We start from the raw sequence: 19,180 nt of genomic DNA on the forward strand, positions 1-19,180 counted from the left end.
CGGAGGACCGTGCCCGCCCGCGCCGCTGGCTAGCCTGGAGCCATGCCCGATTCCTCGACGCTCCCGGCCGACGATCCGCGCTGGCCTCCGCAGTTGACCGCCTGGGAGCGCGCGACCAACCTCCCGCTGTTCGCCCTCGCCCTGCTGTTCCTGGCCGCCTACGCGGTCCCGATCCTCTACCCGGGGCTTCCGGCGTGGGTCGGCACCGCCGCGTCCGCGGTCTACGTCCTGGTGTGGGTGCTCTACGCGGCGGACTTCGGCGTCCGGCTCGCGATGTCGGGCCGGGGGAACCGGTTCCGGTTCCTCTACTCGCATCCGCTCGACCTCGTCATGGTGCTGCTGCCCATGCTGCGTCCGCTGCGGGTCGTGCGGATCGTCGTGCTGCTGGCCGAGGTCTTCCGCCGCCACGCGGAGGCCTCGAAACGCTTCCAGGCCGCCTTCTACGTCGTCAGCGTCACCGGCATGATCCTGCTGGTCTCCAGCCTGGCGATCCTCGACGCCGAACGGAACGCGGTCGACACGCAAGTGGCCGACTTCGGCGACGCCCTGTGGTGGTCGGTCGTCACCGCCACCACAGTGGGCTACGGCGACATGGTGCCTCAGACCGTCGAGGGGAAGGCCATCGCGGCGTTCCTGATGTTCGCGGCCATCGGCCTGGTCGGCCTGGTGAGCGGGTCGCTCGCGTCCTGGTTCGTCGACCGAGTCTCGGCCGCCGAGGAGACCACCGAGCGCGCCGAGTTCATCGAACTGCGAACGAGACTGGAGCGGTTGGAGCGGCAGCTCGCCGAGATCCACGCGGTCCTGGTGCCGCGGCCCGAGGGCGGCGAACCCGCGGACGTGCCGGCGCCGCGCGTCGAACCCCTGTCCGGCGGCGAGCCCGTACACTGAGCATCCATCCTCCAAAGGGGAGCGGCACATTCCCGTGCTGTTCGTCCGGAGTTGGTGCGCCCGTTACCATCGCGCACTAGCCTGCCCGAGGATGCGCCGGTTCGGCCGCCGCCGCACGCTTTCGGGAGGGACCGCCATGCGACTGACGCGACTGCTGCCCGCGAGGCTGCGCCGCAGGCTCCGCGCCGCCTCCCTCGCCCGGGCGGCCTACGGCCCGCTTCCGGCCTCCTCGGAGGTCCTGCACGTCATCGCCACCCGCCACGGCATCGGCGTCTTCGACGAGCAGTGGTTCGCCTACCGGCAGCTCATGCTGGAGCACCTGACCCTCGCCTCGCTCGACGCCCAGACCCACCGCGATTTCGTGTGGCTCATCGCGATCGACCGCGACATGCCGCCCGCCGCAAGGAAGCGCCTCGACGCCCTGGCCGCCACGCGGCCGTGGATCCGCCTGGCCGAGACCGAGCTCAAACGCGATTTCGTCCCCGACCTCGTCGCCTGGACCCGCGAAGAGGCGCGGGCGCGCGGCAAGGGCTGGGCCCTCACCACGCGGCTCGACGACGACGACGCGCTCCACCGCGACCTCGTCGGACGCCTTCACCAGGAGGCCGGCAGGTACCTGAAGGAAGGCCGCGCCACGCCCGCGATCCTCTCGCCCACGTTGGGCTGCAACTGGGTTCCGTCTGAGGCTGCCGGGCACCGCGCCTACCACCACAGCCCCTCGATCGGGCTCAGCCTCCTGGAACCGGCGGCGCGCGTCGCCACGGTCTACCGCCGCAACCACTCCACGCTCGCGCAGGTGCTCGCGCCCACAGGCGTCAGCGTCCGGCACATCGACGGCGAGACCCTCTGGTGGCTTTATGCCCATACCGGGCTCTCCGACCAGCAGCGCGACGGCTCCGAGCGGATGTCCAAAGTGGCGGACCACCCGCACGCCCTCGAGCTCGACGCCGCCGCGCTCGCCCAGTTCGGCATCACCGCTGAAGGCGCGCGCCTGCTGCGGCGCACGCCCGAACCCGAGCCGCAAGAGACCCTGCACCTGCTCAACCGGCGCGGCCTCGACGTCGAGCAGGAGATCCACGACCTGCGAGAGGCCATGTCCCAGAACGGCGACGGCGACGCGGCGCTCCGCCGGAAGATCGCGAAGCTCCACGCCGAACGCCGCCGCATGCACGAGCACCTGATCCGCTGAGCGTCTTAGGCCAGCTTCTTCTGGTAGACGTTCTCGTGGCAGACCAGGCGGTAGCCGACGGCCTCGTTGATGCTGATCATGTGCGCGTTCGACACGGCGTTGCCGGTCCACACGTACTTCATCTTCGGGCGCCACTCGCGGATGGCGCGCTGGTTGGCGATCTTGAGGATCGTGCCGAGCCGGTGACCCCGGTACTGGGGGTCCACGATCGTGTCCCCTTGGCAGCAGTGCTCTTCCGCGCCCGCTTCGACGATGAGCTCGGTGAGTCCCGCGATCGCGCCGCTCTCCTTGTGGCGCACCACGGCCTGGAGGTGGAGCTCGCCCCGCTGGCGGCGCACGCGCTCGCCGTCGAGGATCCGTTCGCCGTCGACCACGGCCTCCTGGAGGTCCCAGTCGCCCAACGGCATGTCGGTGTACATGCGGGCGTGCATGTAGGCGATGCCGTCGAGGAGCTCCTCGGGCGGTGCGCCCGTGAAGGTGACGAGTTCGAAGTCCTCGGCTTTCGCCCAGGCGGCCTTCCAGAGCTGCTCGAGCTCGGCGTCATCGACCGCGTCGAGGTCGCAGGCGCGCGTGGCGCCCTCGAGAGAGGCCTTGTAGCCCTTGTGCACCGCGAAGTGCGCGCCGTCGGGTTTGACGGGGGCGCCGCCTTCGACGGGCACCGGGATCCACGAGGAGACGGTGGTCCTGCCGTCGGCGGCGGCGCGTTCCTCCATGTGCCGCAGGAGGGCCGAGCCGACCCCGCGGTGGCGCTCTTCGGGGTGGACGCCGAGGTTGAAGTTGGCCAGGTGCGTGTTGTCGAGGACCGGCATGGCGATGTCGAGGTAGCCGAGGGCCTTGCCGTCGCAGACCGCCGCCCACTTCTCGCGGCGGACGTCGTTGCTGCCGAGGACCAGACCGGCCCAAGCGTGTACGGGGCTCAAGGGCCGGGTCCCGGGCCGGTCGTGGATGTCGACGGCCTCCTGGACCGCGAGCCAGGACTGCACCAGCGCGTGATCGTTCGGGTCCACCGGCACGATGTCGAAATGCGTCATGGCCCGAGTCTCGCGCAGGGGACCGACACGGGCAAGTCCATTCTGCTGGGAGCAGCGGAATGGTTTGGGGGACTGGAGATCCGGGAACCCGATAGCCACGTGAGAACCACGAGCGCTGCCGATTTGCGGCTCGCAATCGTCGCCGCGCACGGGGAAGGATTGGTCGGGAGACCGCAACTCCTGACACCGGCTGGCGCTGCTCGACACGTTCTAGCCCCAGGACTTGCAGTCAACCGGGTTTAGTGGCGACAGGACTGCTGCGGCCTCCCGCAAGAAGAATTCTTGCCTATTCAGTGAATACGGTCAAGACCTGAAGTTCGCTTCTTTTTGTCGGGTACTTGACACTTGACTTCACACCAGTCACTCTGAGTGATAATTTTGGGAGTTCGGAAAGCGTTTGACAAGTCCACTTTCCATAACTCCCTCCTCCACTCAGGACTCCAGAAGTCCCGCTTCCTTTGCCGCCTTCAAAGAAGGCTTCACCGTGTGCGTGGGTCCGACCAGCGAGGACACTGCGTCAAGCGTCTTGAGACCCTCACCGGTGTTATAGATGACCGTCTCAGCCTCCGGATCCAACTGACCCGACTCCAGCAGCTTACGGAGCGTAGCGACGACCACGCCGCCGGCCGTTTCAGCGAATACGCCGGTGGTCGCGGCGAGGAGCCGCACGCCCTCGCGGATCTCGTCGTCGGTCACCTTCGCCATCCCGCCGCCCGTGCTGCGGCACGCCTCGATCGCGTAAGGACCCGCTGCCGGGTCGCCGATGTTGAGGCTCTTGGCGATCCCCGTCGGCTTCACCGGGGTGATCACATCGGTCCCCTCCGCGTACGCGTCGGCGATCGGGCTGCACCCGGCCGACTGCGCGCCGAAGACGCGGACCTTGCCCGGCTCGGTCAGGCCGATCTCGGCCGACTCCTCGAACGCCTTGTGGATCTTGGTGAGCAGCTCGCCCGAAGCCATCGGCACCACGACCTGCTCGGGCAGACGCCAGCCGAGCTGCTCGGCGACCTCGTACCCGAGGGTCTTGGAGCCCTCGGCGTAGTACGGGCGGATGTTGACGTTGACGAACGCGGTCGTCTCGAAGTCGTCGGTCTCGGTCAGCTCCGAGCACAGCCGGTTCACGTCGTCGTACGAGCCCTGCACCGCGACGAGCTTGCCGCCGTAGATCGCGGACTGCACGATCTTCCCCGGCTCCAGGTCGTGCGGGATGAACACGATCGACGGGACGCCCGCGCGGGCGGCATGCGCGGCCACCGAGTTCGCGAGGTTGCCCGTCGAAGCGCAAGCGAAACGGTCGAAGCCGAGCTTGATCGCCGCCGAGACCGCGGTCGACACCACGCGGTCCTTGAACGAGTGGGTCGGGTTCGCGCTGTCGTCCTTGACCCAGAGCTTCCTCATGCCCAGGGCCTTCGCCAGGTTCTTGGCGTCGATGAGCGGGGTCAGGCCCGGGTTCAGGCTCACCCGGTCCTCGGGGTGGACGCCGACGGGCAGCAGCGGCGCGTAGCGCCAGATGTTCTGGGGGCCGGCCTCGATCTGCTCGCGCGTCACCTTCGCGAGCTCCGCCTGGTCGTAGTCGACTTCGAGCGGGCCGAAACACTGCCAACAGGCGTGCTGGGCGATCAGGTCATACGTGGCGTCGCAGTTGCGGCAGACCAGACCCTTGGCCGGGCTGTCAGCGAACAGGGTATTAGACATACGAGAAGGCTCCTCCCTCATCTTCCCCGCGCAGCGGGCCGGAATTGGCACCTGCCGATGAACGGTGGTTGCCGCAGCTTCGCAGGGCCGGACCCCTCAGCTGCTCTGGATGAAGTACGAGCCGAATGCTACGGGTGTGAAAGCCGAACCTGCAACCTTTGTTCCAGGTTTCGAGATGGGGTCGCAATCCGACCGGTCCGATCGGTGAGCCGCTCCGACCCAGGTCAGCCTCCCGCGAGCGAGTGAACGCCGCCCAAGAGGCGTCGCTGATCTGTCAGCGCGGTTCGGTCAGCGGGCCCGGCGCGTCGCCAGCCACACGGCCCGAGCGTCCGCCGTCCCGGCCACGTCGTGCACCCGCACGCCCCACGCGCCCGCCTCGAACGCCAGCAGCGAGGTCGCGAGCGTCGCCGCCTCCCGCTGCCCCACCGGCCGCGGCTTCCCGCTCTCGTCCTCCAGGAGCTTCCCGAGGTACGACTTCCGCGAGGAACCGAACAGCACCGGATAGCCCAGCGCCACGAACTCGTCCAAGTGCGCCGACAGCCGCCAGTTGTGCTCGGCCGACTTCGCGAACCCCAGGCCCGGGTCCAAGATCAGCTTCGAGCGGTCCACACCGGAGTCCAGCGCCGCCTCGACCCGGTCCTCCAGCTCCGCCTTCACATCGGCGACCACGTTCTCGTAGTGCTTCAGCCGCTGCATGTCCGCCGAATGCCCGCGCCAGTGCATGAGCACCCACCGCACGCCCGTGTCCGCGACGACCCGCGCCATGTCCGGGTCGGCCAGGCCGCCCGACACGTCGTTGACGATGCCCGCGCCGGCCTCGATCGCCGCCGCCGCCACCGCCGCCCGGGTCGTGTCGATCGAGACCGCCAGGCCCCGTTCGGACAACGCCGCCACCACGTCGACCACGCGCGCGATCTCCGTCGCGGCATCGACGCGGTCGGCACCGGGCCGGGTCGACTCGCCGCCGACGTCGATGATGTCGGCGCCCTCGGCGCCCATCTGCTCGCCGTGTGCCACCGCGTCGTCGAAGTCGAGATAGCGTCCGCCGTCGGAGAAGGAGTCAGGGGTGACATTGAGGACACCCATGATCTCCGGCCGGGCGGGCTCCTGCGTCGCGGTTGCGTCTGACGGTGTGGTCACCGCATCGACGTTACCCGTGCCCGGTCCGCGAACGCCTCGCATCAAGCGAGGTCCGTGAGGTCCAGCACGTGCCATACCAGCAGCTCGCCCGTCCCCGTCGACCACCACAGGCACCGCGCGTCCGCACCGGCCTCGCCCGCGCTCGACGCCACCAGGTAGTCGGCCTGCGCCTCGAGGTCGAAGAGCGTCACCGTGGTCCCGTCCCCCGTGGCCGCCTTGGACTCTGCGAGCGGCTCGAACCGGTCGATCAGCCCCACGTCAGGCGACACCGCCGAAGCGAAGCCCTCAGCGACCGTGACACGGCCGCTCCCGTCCGGACGGGCGAGGTCGACACGGGAGCCGTCGTCACCGGTCACGATCAGGCGGCACCACGTCGCCGAGCACAACGTCAACTCGTCCGAACCGGAGAACACCTTGACGCCCGCGCCCGTGTCGGTGCGCACCAACTGCGCCCCGCCGAGCGAATCGGAACCGGCGCTGGCGAGCCACGGCCACGCGGCGGCCTGCCACGCGCCGCGGTGGCCGACGATCTCGACCGCGCCGCCCGCAACCGCGATCGACCGGTGCTCGGTCACGAGCGAGTCGCCGCGAGCGGTCGAGAGCCAATGCAGCCCTTCGGCGGCGAACTGGAGGTCGTACGCGCTTCCGGCGGTGATCACGTCGCCGGTGTCGGCCGTCAGCAGCGCCGCCTCACCGGGCCTGCCGTCCGCGCCGCGCTCGGCGGTCCACAGTTCGGAGACGACCCGGCCCTGCGCGTCCGGGACCGACTGGAGCCACGCGAGGCGGTCCTCGGTGGCCGCCGCGGCGACCACCCCGGGCACGCCGCCGGGCTCGGCGACGACCTCGACGGCCGCCTCACCCTCAGCGGGTTGCTCCACATAGAGCAGATTCCCGGCCTCGTCGGCGCCCAGCAGCGCCTGCGCATCCGGGTCCGGATGCTCGAGAACGGAGATCGGCGTCCAGGCCGCGCCGTCGATCACGCCGGGAAGTTCGACCGGCTCGGCGTCCCAGGTCTCCCACACGGTCGGCATGTTCTCTGGCACTGAGGCGGTCTCGGGCCGATCGGGTGAGGGCCAGGCGAGCCAGGCGACGGCGAGCACCGCCGTCCCCGCGAGGGTGAGCCGCTGCGCCACGTCGTCCATGAGCCCGGTCATGCGCCTATTGTTCTACCGGCCCAAAACCGGCTCGCACCTAGTCCCGCTCACGGGACTTGTGCAGATACAGCAGGCCCATGCCCACTCCCGCAGCCGCGGCGGCCGGCAGCGCCAGCTTCGCGGCGCGGCGCCCGCGCCGGTAGTCGAGGACCGGCCAGCCGTAGTGGCGGGCCTGGCGGGCGAGCCGCGCGTCCGGGTTGACCGCGATGGCGCGGCCGACCTTCCGGAGCATCGGCAGGTCGTTCGCCGAGTCCGAGTACGCGGTGCACTGCTCCAGGTTCAAGCCCCGCTCGGCGGCGAGCTGCGCGATGCCCTCGGCCTTCGCGGGGCCGTGCATCAGGTCGCCGACGAGACGGCCGGTGTAGCAACCGTCCTCGATCTCGGCGATCGTGCCGAGCGCCCCGGTCAGACCCAGGCGCGAGGCGAGGAGCCCGGCGAGCTCGACCGGGCTGGCCGTCACGAGCCACACCTCCTGGTCGGACTCGAGGTGGCGTTCGGCCAGGCGGCGCACGGGCGCGAGGATGCGCGGCGAGATGTCGCGGTCCACGACCTCCTCGCACACCTTGCGCATCTCGTCGACCGGGAACCCGGCGACGAGTTCGAGCGCGGAGCTCTTCACCGACGAGATGTGGCCGTGGTTCTCGGCCCCGAACTTGAAGCGGGCCTGCTTCCAGGCGAAGTTGAGGATGTCGCGGCCGGAGAGCACTCCGTGCTTCGCGAGTGCACGGGCGAGCCAGTACGTGGAGGCGCCGTGCATGAGGGTGTTGTCGACGTCGAAGAAGGCGGCGGAGGGGAGGTGAGCGAGCTCGTCGTCCCCCGGCGCGGCCGGCTCGACGACGACGGAATGGGTCAGCGCGGTGCCGCCGGCCCGCACGGTTCGTGGACGGGGTGTGGCGGAGGCGCTGAAGGAAGCCTCGATCTCAGACACTCTAAAAGCCTACAAGCCTCAGGCAGACGCCCTGTAACGCCAGGACTCGAGCCCGGTGAATTTCCAGTGTGGGCTTGGTTATGCAGGGGCGCCTGGTTACGGATCGGTGCGCCTACGCGGGTCCGCAGCCGCTGAGCCGCGATGGGCGATTCGAGCAACGCGCCTCCTCAACGGCGGCGGGCCGGGAAGCCTCTCGGCTTCCCGGCCCGGTACTCCACACCTTGTATTACTCCCGGGCCAACGATGACCCGGCGATGTCGTACCCCCGAAGGGGCGACGCTAATCGAACAAGTCCGAGATGATCCCGCTCAGCTCGCCGAGGGGGTCGTCGTCCCCGGTCGTCTCAGTGGGCTCATCGCTCTGGGCCGGATCGCTCGCGCCTCCCGACGGCAGCTCGGACGCCGGAGCGTCCGTCTCCCCGACCGGGCTCTCCACCATCGCGGGCTCGGACTCGCCACCGGAGTTCTCGCCGGTCTCGCCGCTGCCGGTCTCCCCGAGACCGCTCTCGGCGCCGTCGGTCCCGCCCGGCTCGACCGGGCTGGTGCCGTCCACGGCGTCCTTCACGCAAGTGCCCGGGATCGGGCCCAGCGCGTCGGTCTCGCCGCCGGGCTCGGTGCAGTCCAGCGCGCCGCGCAGCTCCACCGACCGCACCGCCGCCTCCTCCAGCACCCCGACCAGCTCTTCGCCGGCCGGCAGCGCCTCGCCGTCGAGCCCGCTCACCAAGTCCTCGAGCACCCAGCGGTGCTCGTTGGTGAACAGGTCCACGTAATCGAGCGGTGAAGGGTCCTCGTTCGCGACCGCGAGCTCGCCCAGCAAGGCGGTGCCGCTGCGCAGCTCACCCGCCGCGTCGTAGAGCGCGCTCGCCACGGCAGCGTCGTCACCGGTGACCTCGGAGGCCTCCTGGATGCGCGTGCGGGCGAATTCCAGGTACAGCTGCGCCTTCCCGAGGTCGTTGCCCGCCAAGGCGAGCTGTGCCCGCTCGGTGGAGCGCTTGACGTTGTACAACGTCTCGCCGGGCAGCGCGTCGCCCGAGGCGGCGGAGACCCCGGAGACGGCGACGGTGCCGGTGAGCAACGCAGCCACGATCGCGAGGCGGCGCCCGCCGCGCGGACGCCGCGGGAACATGTCGTCGAGCACCGGTGCGCGCTTGGTCTCCGGCACCACGGCGCTGGCCCGGGCCCGGGCGGTGACACCGATGCCTTCATCGGTGGCGACGGCCATGAGGCGGCGCCTCGTGGCGTCCTGCCAGTGTTGTGACGGCCGGCTTGCGGCCATGAGCTGCTCGCCGAGGCCGCCGAGTCGTTCGGTGACGCCGACGAGTTCGGCAAACGCTTCTTCTGACGCGCCCGATGCGTCAGCGCGGCCGCGCGGGTGAGGGAGGGCGGGTTCCTCGGAGTCAAGCAGCCGCGCGAATTCCTCCGCGCGACGGCGCTCCATAGGGTTCAAAGTCACCGGGCACACCCCCTCTCACTGCATGGATCCAACTCCTGTACTGAGAACAACGCACGAGTAGCCCCTGAGGTTACGGTTCGCCGCGAACCTTGCGACGCGGACCACTTTGTCCGCCTCCTGGCTCGGTTTCGCGGCGGCAAAGGGCCAACGATGCGGCCCTGACCTGGCAGTGTCGATCCGACCGGGTCGCTCCCGGCCGATCGCGGATGACGGGTTCGCGGGCCGAAGCCAGCGAAGACGGGTATTTGTCGGGTTTCCGACAGCAGCCTGAGCCGCCGGAAGGGAAAGGGAATAGGGGATCGGATTGCTCGACCTATCTCGGCGGACGCGTGCGGAGCCGCCCAAGAGCGGCCGCGGCGAATGCTTTCGCAACTGCGGATGGGCCGCGGCGAACGCTTGCGGAGCTGTAGACGTGCATCAGCCTCGGAAGCCGTCCGGCAGCAGCCGCGCGAGCGTGCGCACGGCCCGGTACTGGAGGGCCTTCACCGCGCCTTCGTTCTTGCCCATGGTGCGGGCCGTCTCGGCGACGGTGAACCCCTGGAGGAACCGCAGGACGATGCACTCCTGCTGATCCGGGTTGAGCTTCTTGACCGCGGTGAGGAGGGTGGCGTTGGTGAGCTTCTCCAGCGCGGCGGTCTCGGGGGAGGTGGTCGGGTCGGAGTCGGGGGAGTCGGTCCCCAGGACATCGGGTTTGACGATCTCGAGCCGGTAGCGGCCCGACTTGAAGTGGTCGACGACCAGGTTCCGCGCGATCGTCACCAGCCAGGCCCCGAAGGCCCGGCCCTGCCAGCTGAAGCTGGAGATGCGGCGCAGCGCACGGAGGAACGTCTCTGAAGCGAGGTCCTCCGCCAGCTGGGCGTTGTTCACGCGGAAGTAGATGTAGCGGTAGACCGTGTCGCTGTAGCGGTCGTAGATCTCGCCGAAGGCGTTCGGGTCGCCGTCCTGCGCTCGGGCCACCAGGTCGGCCACTTCGTCGCCGTCGACCTGGTCGGTGCTCGGGTCGTGCTGTTCCGTTCCGTTCGGGACGGAGGTCGCGGTCGCCCCACCGGCGCCCGTGGTCCCGGCGGCACCGCTGCCCGAGCGCACGTGGTGCTGCTCGGCGGTGCCGGTGTCCAGGCTCAAGACCGTCCAGACGGCCTGCCGGAGCCGTTCGAAGGTCGGGTGCGACAGGGCTTCGGCGAAAGCGCTGCCGCGCAGGAAAGGGGCGAGGTCTGCGTTGAGTATTGCGTGGCAGTTGCCAAGCGTCATGGCTGGTGCAATACCGGGCACTAGTGGCCTCCTCGTGTGAGGGGTCGGGCCGAGTCATGCGATCGGGTCCCGCAGGGACTGACCCGCTTGAGTCTAGAAATCAGGAGGCCCGCCGACGCGTATTTGCGATCGGCGTGTCGCACTCGGTGACGGCTTCGACCCGGGCGATGTCGGCGGTCGCCCGGCGCACCGACGTACCCTTCTTCGCGGGGGCGGAATCCCACCATTACCTCCCCAAATGTTTGGAGGTCCGCGTTCGCGGACCGGTTCTGACTCAATAGTGATGGAGGAATGACGGAGGGTGTCGCACAGGCTGTGCGATCTTCTGTCTACCGGAGGGAGCAGGGTGAACAGGCTGACGCTGTTGACTACAAGGGAGTGCCACCTGTGCGGCGCGGCGCGCGCCGATCTCGACCGGGTGGCGCGCGAGACGGGCCTGGGCTTCACTGAGATCGACGTCGCCGACGACGCTGCGTTGGCGCGTGAATACGGGGACCGCCTGCCCGTGGTGCTCCTCGACGGCCGCGAGCACAGCTACTGGGACGTGGACGTTCCTCGCCTCAAGCGTGATCTCGAGGCTTCCTCGAATTCGTGATCCCGCGCGATCGCGGGCAGGACACGCCGAAAAACCCTGATTTGCGGGCATCACCGGCTTTTTCGGGCAAAATCATTTTCCACGGCGGCTCGCCGGGAACTACCAGGTTTCGGTACAGCTGGGCTTCGCCCAGTGATACGGGGGTGTACCGCACCGGTCCCGCGAGCCGCCGAGTCCTTTTCGGCGAAGCTTGCGAGCCGATCAATCGGCGCGATCTCCCTCGTTAGCGCTGCCTGTGCGATCTCCCGCACAACGCACCTCCTAAGCTGAGTGGCGCGCCGGTGAACGAACGGTGCGGAGGCGAGCGGACCTGGAGTTCCACCATTGACGACCACTGGCGAAGGCACTGACCAACAGGTCCCCAGCGGGCCTCCCGCGACGGCCGCCGACCTCCCGGCCGCCACGGTCAGGCGCCTGCCCGAGTATCTGCGCGCGCTCGGCGCGCTCTCGGAGTCCGGGGTCGAGACCGTCTCGTCTGAGACGCTGGCGGCCGCCACCGGCGTCAACTCCGCGATGCTCCGCAAGGACCTCTCCCAGCTCGGGGCCTCCGGGATGCGCGGCGTCGGCTACAACGTCGGCACCCTCGCCGCCTACATCGCAGGTGTGCTCGGACTCACCAAAGACTCCCGCGTGGCCATCATCGGCCTGGGCCACCTGGGCCAAGCCCTGGCCAGGTACCCCGGGTTCTCCGAAAGAGGCTTCGACATCGTTGGCCTCTTCGACGCGGACCCGGGCATCATTGGGAAGGACTTGGACGGGATCCGAGTGCGCGACGTGGCGCTTCTTGCAGGGGCGATACGTGACGAAGGCATCAACATAGGGGTCATCGCCACACCGGGCGCGGCCGCCCAACATGTGGCCGACCTACTCGTAGATGCTGGTGTCACAAGCATTCTCAACTTCGCGCCATGTGTACTCGCCGTGCCGCAGGGCGTGGCGGTCCGCAAGGTCGACCTGGCCGTCGAGCTGCAGATCCTCTCCTTCCACGAACACCACAAGACGATCGGCCAAGCGACTCCGACGCGGCAGCCAAAAGGCCGAGAGACGGGAACGGTGAAGTGAACCTCCTGGTAGTAGGCATCTCGCATCGCAGTGCCGCGGTCGAGACCCTGGAACGGCTCGCGGTGGGCCCCGAGGCCGCCGCCGACCTCTCGCGCTCGCTCCTGCGCGGCGGCGAGGTCCGTGAGGCCGTCGTGCTCTCGACCTGCAACCGCGTCGAGGTCTACGCCACCGCCAGTTCCTTCCACGGGGGCCTTTCCGCGATCGTCGACGAGCTCCACCGCGTCTGGGGCCTCAACGAGTCCGAAGCGGCCCTCGACTTCGCGTCCTGCGGGTACGTGCGCCACGGCGCCGACGCCGCCGCCCACGCCTTCCGGGTCGCCGCCGGGCTCGACTCGATGGTCGCCGGCGAACCCCAGATCCTCGGCCAGCTGCGCGACGCCTACGAGACCGCGCGCGAGGCCGACCAGGTGGGCCGCCACCTCCACGAGCTCTTCCAGCAGGCCCTGCGGGTCGGCAAGCGGATCCACGCGGAGACCGACGTCGACGCCGCCGCGCCCTCCGTCGTCACCGCCGCCCTCGAACTCGCCGAACGGCAGCTCGCCCGCGCCGGTTTCGCGAACGGCCTCACCCAGGCCCGCGCCGCCGTCGTCGGCGCCGGCGCCATGGGCAGCCTCGCCACCGCGACCCTCGCCCGTTCCGGCGTGAAGACCCTCGCCGTCGCCAACCGCGACCGCGACAAGGCCGAGCGCCTCGCCGCCGTCTGGGACGCCGAGGCCGCCGACTACGACGACCTGACTTCCCTTGCAGCGCAAGTGGATCTCCTCGTCTGCGCGACCTCTTCGCCCGAGCCGGTCCTGCGCGCCCTGCACATCGAGGGCCGCACCGCGCCGCTCGTGGTCTGCGACCTGGCCCTGCCGAAGGACGTCGCCGAGGATGTGGCGCTGCTCGACGGTGTGCACGTGGTCGACATCGCCGAGATCCAGCGCGCGGACGCCGCCGGAGCCGCCGCCGACACGCTCGCCGAGGTCGAGGCGCTGCTGGCCGAGGAGATCGCCGCCTACAACGAGAGCCTGCGCGCCGACGCCGTCACCCCGACCGTCGCCGCGCTGCGTTCCGCCGCGGCCGACATCGTCGAGGCCGAACTCTCCCGTGTCGGCCGCCGCGGCGACTTCACCGACGACCAGCGCGCCGAGGTTGCCCGCACCGTGCATCGCGTGGTGCAGCGCCTCCTCCACGAACCGACCGTGCGCGTGCGGGAGCTCGCCGGCCAGCCCGGTGCGCCCGATTACGCCCGCGCCCTGCGCGACCTGTTCGCGCTCGACGCCGCCGCCGTCGCGGAGCCGCAGAGCGGCGATCTCGCGGAGGCGCTCAAGATCAACCCTGTGGTCGCCCCGGCCGAAGCGCCGATCGGCGACGCCCTCGGTACCGCCCCAGAGCCGCCCGGAGCGTCTTCGCCGCGCCGGCCTTAGGAAGGGAATGCACCTGTGATCCGAGTCGGGACCAGGGGATCGAAGCTCGCGCTCGCCCAGAGCGGGATGATCGCGGACGAGATAGCGCGCCTCACGGGGGAGCAGGTCGAACTCGTCGAGATCAAGACCACAGGAGACGGGACCAATGTGCCGGTCGCCCAACTCGGCGTCGGGGTCTTCGTCAACCAGCTGCGAGAAGCGCTGGAGCGCGAGGAGATCGACATCGCCGTCCACTCGTACAAGGACCTGCCCACGGCCCAGCCCGAGCACCTCGTCGTCTTTGTGCCGCCGCGCGCCGACCCGCGCGACGTGCTCATCGCCTCCGACGGCCGCACCCTCTCCGACCTGGGTCCGGGCGCGAGGATCGGGACCGGTTCGCCCCGGCGCATCGCGCAGCTGAACGCCTTGGGGCGCGGCTTCGAGTGCGTGCCGATCCGCGGCAACATCGACACCCGCATCGGCCGCGTCGGCGCCGACCTCGATGGGGTGGTTCTCGCAGCGGCCGGGCTCAAGCGCATCGGACGCCAGGCGGAGATCACGGAATACCTGGACCCGCTAGTGATGCTTCCCGCTCCGGCACAAGGGGCATTGGCGGTTGAATGCCGCAAAGCCGACATGACATCTGCGCTGATCTCAAGTAAGCTCAACGACCGGTACGCACAGGCCGCCGTCGCCGCCGAACGCGCCCTTCTCCAACGACTCGAAGCCGGATGCAGCGCCCCCGTGGCCGCACTCGCCGATGTCGCCGAGGGCGCTTCACCGGGCGAGGTCGACCTGTATCTGCGGGGGGCTGTCGGTGCCGAGGACGGCTCCGTCATCGAGCGGCTCTCGACCACCGCCGCTCTCCCTGACGAAGGCGACACCGGTGCCGCCGAACTGGCCGCGCGGGCCGCCGCCGTGGGGGTGGCGCTCGCCGAGGACCTGCTCGAGGTCGGTGCCGAGGAACTATTGAAGTTAGACCCAAGCTCTAGACGACTGTTGATGGAGAGAACATGACCAGTGCCCGTAAGCCGGTGGGCCGCGTGCGTTTCGTCGGAACCGGCCCAGGCGATCCGGGACTGCTGACCAAGCGCGCCCTCGACGCGATCCGCGAGGCCGACCGGGTCTACTACGACCGGTCGCTCCCGCAGTCGCTCATCGAGACCGCCAAGGAGCTCAACGGTGACGACGCGAAGATCAAGCTGATCGAGTCCTCCCCGAGCGACCAGGGCAAGCTCATGGCCGCCGCCGCGCGGGAGGGCGAGAACATCGCCCGCCTCATCGTCGGCGACGCGTACCCGAACCGGCTCGCGAAGGCCGAGATCAAGGCCGCCAGCGCCGAGCAGGCCCGCTTCGAGGTCATCCCGGGCATGAGCCACGCGCAGGCCGTCGCGGTGTACGCGGGCATGCCGCCCGGGGAGATCCGCACGGTCATCGACATCGACGACATCGCCTCCATCGAGCCGCTCATGATCGCCGACGCGATCAAGCGCGGCAGCCTCACCGTCACCGCCGACGTCTCGGACCTCTCGTCCCTGCGCGACATCCTGCTCGCGGGCGGGGTCTCGGGCGAGACCGCCGTCGCCGTCACGGGCGACGCGACCGGCGAGACCGAGTACACCACCACGTCCTCTGTGGACACCTTTGTGGAGGCGGCCCTCGGCTATGCCGGGCAGGTCGTGCTCACCATCGGCCCCGGCGTCGACGACCGCCACGAGCTCGCCTGGTGGGAGGGACGTCCGCTCTACGGCTGGAAGGTCCTCATCCCGCGCACCAAGGAGCAGGCCGGCATCATGTCCGAGCGCCTGCGCGCCTACGGTGCGATCCCGTGCGAGGTGCCGACGATCGCCGTCGAACCGCCGCGCACGCCCGCCCAGATGGAGCGGGCCATCAAGGGCCTTGTGGACGGACGCTACGCGTGGATCGTCTTCACCAGCCAGAACTCGGTGAAGGCCATCTGGGAGAAGTTCAAGGAGCACGGCCTCGACGCGCGCGCCTTCGGCGGCCTGCGCATCGCGTGCATCGGCGAGTCCACCGCGAACGCGGTGCGCGAGTTCGGCATCGAGCCCGAGCTGATCCCGAACGGGCAGCAGTCCTCGGAGGGCCTCCTGGAGGTCTTCCCGCCGCACGACCCGATCCTGGACATGGTCGGCCGAGTGCTCCTGCCGCGCGCCGACATCGCCACCGAGACGCTCGTGCAGGGCCTGTCCGAGCGCGGCTGGGAGGTCGACGACGTCACTGCCTACCGCACCGTGCGCGCTTCGCCGCCGGCCGCCGACATCCGCGACGCGATCAAGTCCGGTGGATTCGACGCGGTGCTGTTCACCTCGTCCTCCACGGTCCGCAACCTCGTCGGCATCGCGGGCAAGCCGCACCAGCGCACGGTCGTGGCCTGCATCGGCCCGGCGACGGCCGACACCGCGACCGAGTTCGGTCTGCGCGTCGACGCCAAGCCCGACAACGCTTCGGTGCCGGACCTCATCGAGGCCCTCGCCGAGTACGCCACGGAGCTGAAGCAGCGCCTGGCCGAGGGCCCGATCAAGACCCGCCGCGGACAGAAGGTGCAGGGCCCGACCGCTCTGCGCTTCCGTTAGGAAGTTCTTACGTACGAAGGGAAGTGGCCGCAGTGCCGAACAGCTCCGAACTCCCCGTGATCCGGCCTCGGAGGCTGCGCCGCACTGCGGCCCTTCGCCGTCTCGTGGCCGAGACGCGTGTCCATCCGAACGACCTCGTGCTGCCGATCTTCGTCAAGGAGGGCCTGACCGAGCCGGTCGAGATCGCCTCGATGCCGGGCGTCTTCCAGCACTCCGTGGACTCGGTGCGCAAGCTCGCGGTCGAGGCCGCACGGGCCGGCATCGGCGGACTCATGCCCTTCGGCATCCCGTTGGTGCGCGACGCGATCGGCTCGGCCGCAACCGATCCGAACGGGATCCTCAACGTCACCACCCGGGCGATCCGCGAGGAGATCGGCGACGACCTCGTGGTCATCCCGGACCTGTGCCTCGACGAGTTCACCGACCACGGCCACTGCGGCGTCCTGCGCCCTGATGGCACTGTGGACAACGACGCTTCGCTCGCGCGCTATGCGGAGATGGGCCTGGCCCTTGCGGATTCGGGCGCGGACCTGCTCGGCGCCTCGGGCATGATGGACGGCCAGATCGGCTACGTCCGTGCCGCCCTTGACGAAGCGGGCCACACCGACACCGGCCTGCTCGCTTATGCGGCGAAGTACGCCAGCGCGTTCTACGGTCCGTTCCGCGACGCCGTCGAATCGCAGCTGCAGGGCGACCGCCGCACTTACCAGCAGGACAACGCGAACGCCACCGAAGCGCTCCACGAGATCGACCTCGACATCGAGCAGGGCGCCGACATCGTCATGGTCAAGCCCGCGCTCCCGTACCTCGACATCGTGAAGGCCGCCGCCGAGCGCAGCCCGGTTCCCGTTGCGGCCTACCACATCAGCGGCGAGTACGCCCAGATCGTGGCCGCGGCGGATCGGGGTTGGATCAACCGCGACGCGGCGATCCTGGAGAGCTTGACCAGCATCAAGCGAGCAGGAGCAGGCGTCATCGCGACCTACGCGGCCCTGGAAGCAGCCGCCCTCCTCCGCTAGGCCGTTACTCGTCGGGGAGTGTCATGCTGATGCGCCGTTCGCTCAACTGCGGGAAGATCGTCGCGGCGGCCGTGTAGTCCTTGTCCTCATGCAGAACGGGAAGCTTCAGTTTCATCGCTGTCGCCGCGATGAGGTAGTCCGCAACACCGAACACGTTGTGCATGCTCCGCTCGATCAGGCCGTGCCGCATCGCGCGCACGTAGTCCCAGACACCGTCCGGAAGCTTGACGTATCGGTGGCCGGCGAGCAAGTTCGTCTCAGCTCGTTTGGCTTGGCCCTTGCCAACTGCCTTGATGGTCTCGCAAAGGACCGGCTCGCAGATTGCGAACTTCCGGGATATCGCGTAGTCGATCCACGCCGGGTCGACCTGCTTGCGAAGGATGCGGACAAGGGCGCTTGAGTCGATGAGATACATCAGCCCTCGGAGGCTTCAAGGCTTTCGAGATCGATCAGGCCTTCGTCGGCCATCGCGAACAGGTCGCGCCACGCCTCCTCAGGGCTCTTGTCCTGGGCCTTCGCATAGAACGAAAGCGCCTCGTTGATGGCCTGCTTCTTGGTCTTGGCGCCGCTCTTGGCCATGACATCGGCCAGCAGGTCGTCATCGACGTCCACGAGAGTCTTGGTCATGACCGCCTCCATACTTTGATATCGCATGTAGTTCAGAGTATATCCGTGACGGCGGAGTTCGGCGAATCTAAGGAGTCCTCCGCGTGTTGTGCCGTCGCGCATGGTCCGTGACGGGACTAGAGCACCATGACCGGTTCGGGGTGGAGGCGGATGCCGAAATCCTGCTCGACTTTGTCGGCGACTTCGGTTGCGAGGGCAAGGAGTTCGGCCGTCGTGGCCCCGCCTCGGTTCGTCAGGGCCAGAGTGTGTTTGGTTGAGAGGCTTACGTTTCCCCGCTGGTGACCCTTCTCGAAGCCTGCCGCTCCGATGAGCCAGGCGGCCGAGACCTTCACCTTTCCCTCTCCCGAGGGCCAGTGCGGGGGTTCGCCTCCTGCACGCGCTTCCAGCTCGTGGTAGACGTGCGCGTCGATGATCGGGTTCGTGAAGAACGAACCGGCGCTCCAGGTGTCGTGGTCCTGCTCGTCGAGGACCATGCCCTTGCCCCGGCGCAGTTCGATGACCGCTTCCCTCGCGTCGGCCAGCGGCACTCGCCCGCCGACTTCGACGCCCACTCGCTTTGCCAGTTCGGCGTACGCGACCGGCTGCGAGAGCAGCGAGGCCTCCAAGCGGAAGTCGACGCTCATGACGAAATACCGGTCGTTGTGCTTGAAGGCGCTGTGGCGGTAGGCGAACGCGCATTCCTCGGGCGTCCAGTCGCGGATCTCGTCCTGCTCCCGGTCCCAGACCTGCACCGCCGCGATCGTCTGCGCGACCTCCTGGCCGTACGCGCCCACGTTCTGGATCGGCGTCGCCCCGGCCGAGCCGGGGATGCCGCTGAGGCACTCCACACCTGAGCAGCCGTTCGCCACGGTCCACGCGACGAACTCGTCCCAGACCTGGCCCGCCTCGACCCGGATCGCGCCGTCGGCCTCGGCGATGCCCCCGCCGCGCAGCAGCACCACCGTGCCGTCGAAGCCCCCGTCGCCGATCACCACGTTGCTGCCGCCGGCGAGCGCCAGCGTCGGGCCCTCGGCCCCACGCAGTGCCGCGACCGCTTCCTCCGAGGAGTGGACCTCGACCAGTTCCCGGGCCGGTCCGCCCAGGCGCAGCGTCGTGTATTCGCTGAGAGATTTGCCGGGAATCGGGCCGTTCGCGGCCTGTTCGCTCGGCGTTGGGCTGGCGTGTGTCACA

18 protein-coding genes and 1 riboswitch are annotated in these 19,180 nt (G+C 69.3%); of the genes, 8 read left to right on the top strand and 10 right to left on the bottom strand.

Annotated features, from left to right (window positions below; all coding sequences use genetic code 11):
- The first annotated feature begins 42 nt into the window (after nt 1-42).
- Complete coding sequence (locus ACFO8M_RS13135) at nt 43-888, top strand: potassium channel family protein (RefSeq protein ID WP_387975762.1); 846 nt, start codon at nt 43-45, stop codon at nt 886-888.
- A gap of 136 nt (nt 889-1,024) precedes the next feature.
- On the top strand, nt 1,025-2,077 hold the full coding sequence (locus tag ACFO8M_RS13140) for a glycosyltransferase (protein WP_387975765.1): 1,053 nt from the start codon (nt 1,025-1,027) through the stop codon (nt 2,075-2,077).
- A 5-nt stretch (nt 2,078-2,082) separates the two neighbouring features.
- On the opposite strand, the gene ACFO8M_RS13145 is transcribed toward ACFO8M_RS13140, so the two are convergent.
- From ACFO8M_RS13145 to ACFO8M_RS13175, 7 genes are all read right to left on the bottom strand, one after another.
- On the bottom strand, nt 2,083-3,108 hold the full coding sequence (locus tag ACFO8M_RS13145) for a GNAT family N-acetyltransferase (protein ID WP_387975766.1): 1,026 nt from the start codon (nt 3,106-3,108) through the stop codon (nt 2,083-2,085).
- A 432-nt stretch (nt 3,109-3,540) separates the two neighbouring features.
- A complete protein-coding gene (gene thrC, locus ACFO8M_RS13150; protein WP_387975768.1) occupies nt 3,541-4,803 on the bottom strand; it encodes a threonine synthase in 1,263 nt (420 codons plus the stop codon).
- Between the two features lie 14 nt (nt 4,804-4,817).
- Nucleotides 4,818-4,919: riboswitch (SAM riboswitch) on the bottom strand.
- A gap of 172 nt (nt 4,920-5,091) precedes the next feature.
- Nucleotides 5,092-5,889, bottom strand: a complete 798-nt coding sequence (folP, locus tag ACFO8M_RS13155) for a dihydropteroate synthase (protein ID WP_387976386.1) — start codon at nt 5,887-5,889, stop codon at nt 5,092-5,094.
- Nucleotides 5,890-5,984: 95 nt separating this feature from the next.
- Nucleotides 5,985-7,097, bottom strand: coding sequence for a hypothetical protein (locus ACFO8M_RS13160; RefSeq protein ID WP_387975770.1), 1,113 nt, complete (start codon nt 7,095-7,097; stop codon nt 5,985-5,987).
- Between the two features lie 37 nt (nt 7,098-7,134).
- Nucleotides 7,135-8,025 (bottom strand): HAD family hydrolase, encoded by an 891-nt coding sequence (locus ACFO8M_RS13165; RefSeq protein WP_387975772.1) that lies wholly within the window; start codon nt 8,023-8,025, stop codon nt 7,135-7,137.
- Nucleotides 8,026-8,304: 279 nt separating this feature from the next.
- Nucleotides 8,305-9,477, bottom strand: a complete 1,173-nt coding sequence (locus ACFO8M_RS13170) for a DUF5667 domain-containing protein (RefSeq protein WP_387975775.1) — start codon at nt 9,475-9,477, stop codon at nt 8,305-8,307.
- 417 nt (nt 9,478-9,894) lie between these two features.
- Entirely contained in the window at nt 9,895-10,725 is an 831-nt protein-coding gene (locus ACFO8M_RS13175; protein WP_387975778.1) for an ECF subfamily RNA polymerase sigma factor, BldN family, read from the bottom strand.
- Nucleotides 10,726-11,071: 346 nt separating this feature from the next.
- Here ACFO8M_RS13175 and ACFO8M_RS13180 point away from each other — a divergent pair, with 346 nt between their 5' ends.
- The 6 genes from ACFO8M_RS13180 (at nt 11,072) to hemB (ending at nt 17,383) form a co-directional block, all read left to right on the top strand.
- Nucleotides 11,072-11,320 (top strand): glutaredoxin family protein, encoded by a 249-nt coding sequence (locus ACFO8M_RS13180; RefSeq protein ID WP_387975781.1) that lies wholly within the window; start codon nt 11,072-11,074, stop codon nt 11,318-11,320.
- A gap of 324 nt (nt 11,321-11,644) precedes the next feature.
- Nucleotides 11,645-12,382: a redox-sensing transcriptional repressor Rex gene (locus ACFO8M_RS13185; RefSeq protein WP_387975784.1), complete on the top strand. Its 738-nt coding sequence runs from the start codon at nt 11,645-11,647 to the stop codon at nt 12,380-12,382.
- Nucleotides 12,379-13,791 (top strand): glutamyl-tRNA reductase, encoded by a 1,413-nt coding sequence (locus ACFO8M_RS13190; protein WP_387975787.1) that lies wholly within the window; start codon nt 12,379-12,381, stop codon nt 13,789-13,791. Before ACFO8M_RS13185 ends, ACFO8M_RS13190 begins: the two co-directional genes overlap by 4 nt.
- Before the next feature lie 15 nt (nt 13,792-13,806).
- Nucleotides 13,807-14,787: a hydroxymethylbilane synthase gene (hemC, locus tag ACFO8M_RS13195; protein ID WP_387975790.1), complete on the top strand. Its 981-nt coding sequence runs from the start codon at nt 13,807-13,809 to the stop codon at nt 14,785-14,787.
- Entirely contained in the window at nt 14,784-16,364 is a 1,581-nt protein-coding gene (locus ACFO8M_RS13200; RefSeq protein WP_387975793.1) for a bifunctional uroporphyrinogen-III C-methyltransferase/uroporphyrinogen-III synthase, read from the top strand. The genes hemC and ACFO8M_RS13200 overlap by 4 nt, the downstream gene beginning before the upstream one ends.
- Before the next feature lie 32 nt (nt 16,365-16,396).
- A complete protein-coding gene (hemB, locus tag ACFO8M_RS13205; protein WP_387975796.1) occupies nt 16,397-17,383 on the top strand; it encodes a porphobilinogen synthase in 987 nt (328 codons plus the stop codon).
- Between the two features lie 4 nt (nt 17,384-17,387).
- Here the strand turns inward: hemB and ACFO8M_RS13210 are convergent, their stop codons facing one another.
- The 3 genes from ACFO8M_RS13210 to ACFO8M_RS13220 form a co-directional block, all read right to left on the bottom strand.
- A complete protein-coding gene (locus tag ACFO8M_RS13210; RefSeq protein ID WP_387975799.1) occupies nt 17,388-17,798 on the bottom strand; it encodes a PIN domain-containing protein in 411 nt (136 codons plus the stop codon).
- Complete coding sequence (locus ACFO8M_RS13215; protein WP_387975805.1) at nt 17,798-18,010, bottom strand: type II toxin-antitoxin system VapB family antitoxin; 213 nt, start codon at nt 18,008-18,010, stop codon at nt 17,798-17,800. Before ACFO8M_RS13215 ends, ACFO8M_RS13210 begins: the two co-directional genes overlap by 1 nt.
- 116 nt (nt 18,011-18,126) lie before the next feature.
- A complete protein-coding gene (locus tag ACFO8M_RS13220) occupies nt 18,127-19,179 on the bottom strand; it encodes a UDP-N-acetylmuramate dehydrogenase (RefSeq protein WP_387975808.1) in 1,053 nt (350 codons plus the stop codon).
- Between the last annotated feature and the right edge of the window lies 1 nt (nt 19,180).

It is taken from the genome of Glycomyces rhizosphaerae, from assembly GCF_042647865.1.
In the GTDB taxonomy this organism is placed as follows: Bacteria; Actinomycetota; Actinomycetes; order Mycobacteriales; family Micromonosporaceae; genus Glycomyces; species Glycomyces rhizosphaerae.

What these genes read in the sequence shown, in the direction of transcription:
- ACFO8M_RS13210 (WP_387975799.1), bottom strand. Translation starts at nt 17,798, where the DNA reads ATGTATCTCATCGACTCAAGCGCCCTTGTCCGCATCCTTCGCAAGCAG.
- ACFO8M_RS13135 (WP_387975762.1), top strand. Translation starts at nt 43, where the DNA reads ATGCCCGATTCCTCGACGCTCCCGGCCGACGATCCGCGCTGGCCTCCG.
- ACFO8M_RS13140 (WP_387975765.1), top strand. Translation starts at nt 1,025, where the DNA reads ATGCGACTGACGCGACTGCTGCCCGCGAGGCTGCGCCGCAGGCTCCGC.
- ACFO8M_RS13145 (WP_387975766.1), bottom strand. Translation starts at nt 3,108, where the DNA reads ATGACGCATTTCGACATCGTGCCGGTGGACCCGAACGATCACGCGCTG.
- folP (WP_387976386.1), bottom strand. Translation starts at nt 5,889, where the DNA reads ATGGGTGTCCTCAATGTCACCCCTGACTCCTTCTCCGACGGCGGACGC.
- ACFO8M_RS13215 (WP_387975805.1), bottom strand. Translation starts at nt 18,010, where the DNA reads ATGACCAAGACTCTCGTGGACGTCGATGACGACCTGCTGGCCGATGTC.
- ACFO8M_RS13160 (WP_387975770.1), bottom strand. Translation starts at nt 7,097, where the DNA reads ATGACCGGGCTCATGGACGACGTGGCGCAGCGGCTCACCCTCGCGGGG.
- ACFO8M_RS13175 (WP_387975778.1), bottom strand. Translation starts at nt 10,725, where the DNA reads ATGACGCTTGGCAACTGCCACGCAATACTCAACGCAGACCTCGCCCCT.
- ACFO8M_RS13200 (WP_387975793.1), top strand. Translation starts at nt 14,784, where the DNA reads ATGACCAGTGCCCGTAAGCCGGTGGGCCGCGTGCGTTTCGTCGGAACC.
- thrC (WP_387975768.1), bottom strand. Translation starts at nt 4,803, where the DNA reads ATGTCTAATACCCTGTTCGCTGACAGCCCGGCCAAGGGTCTGGTCTGC.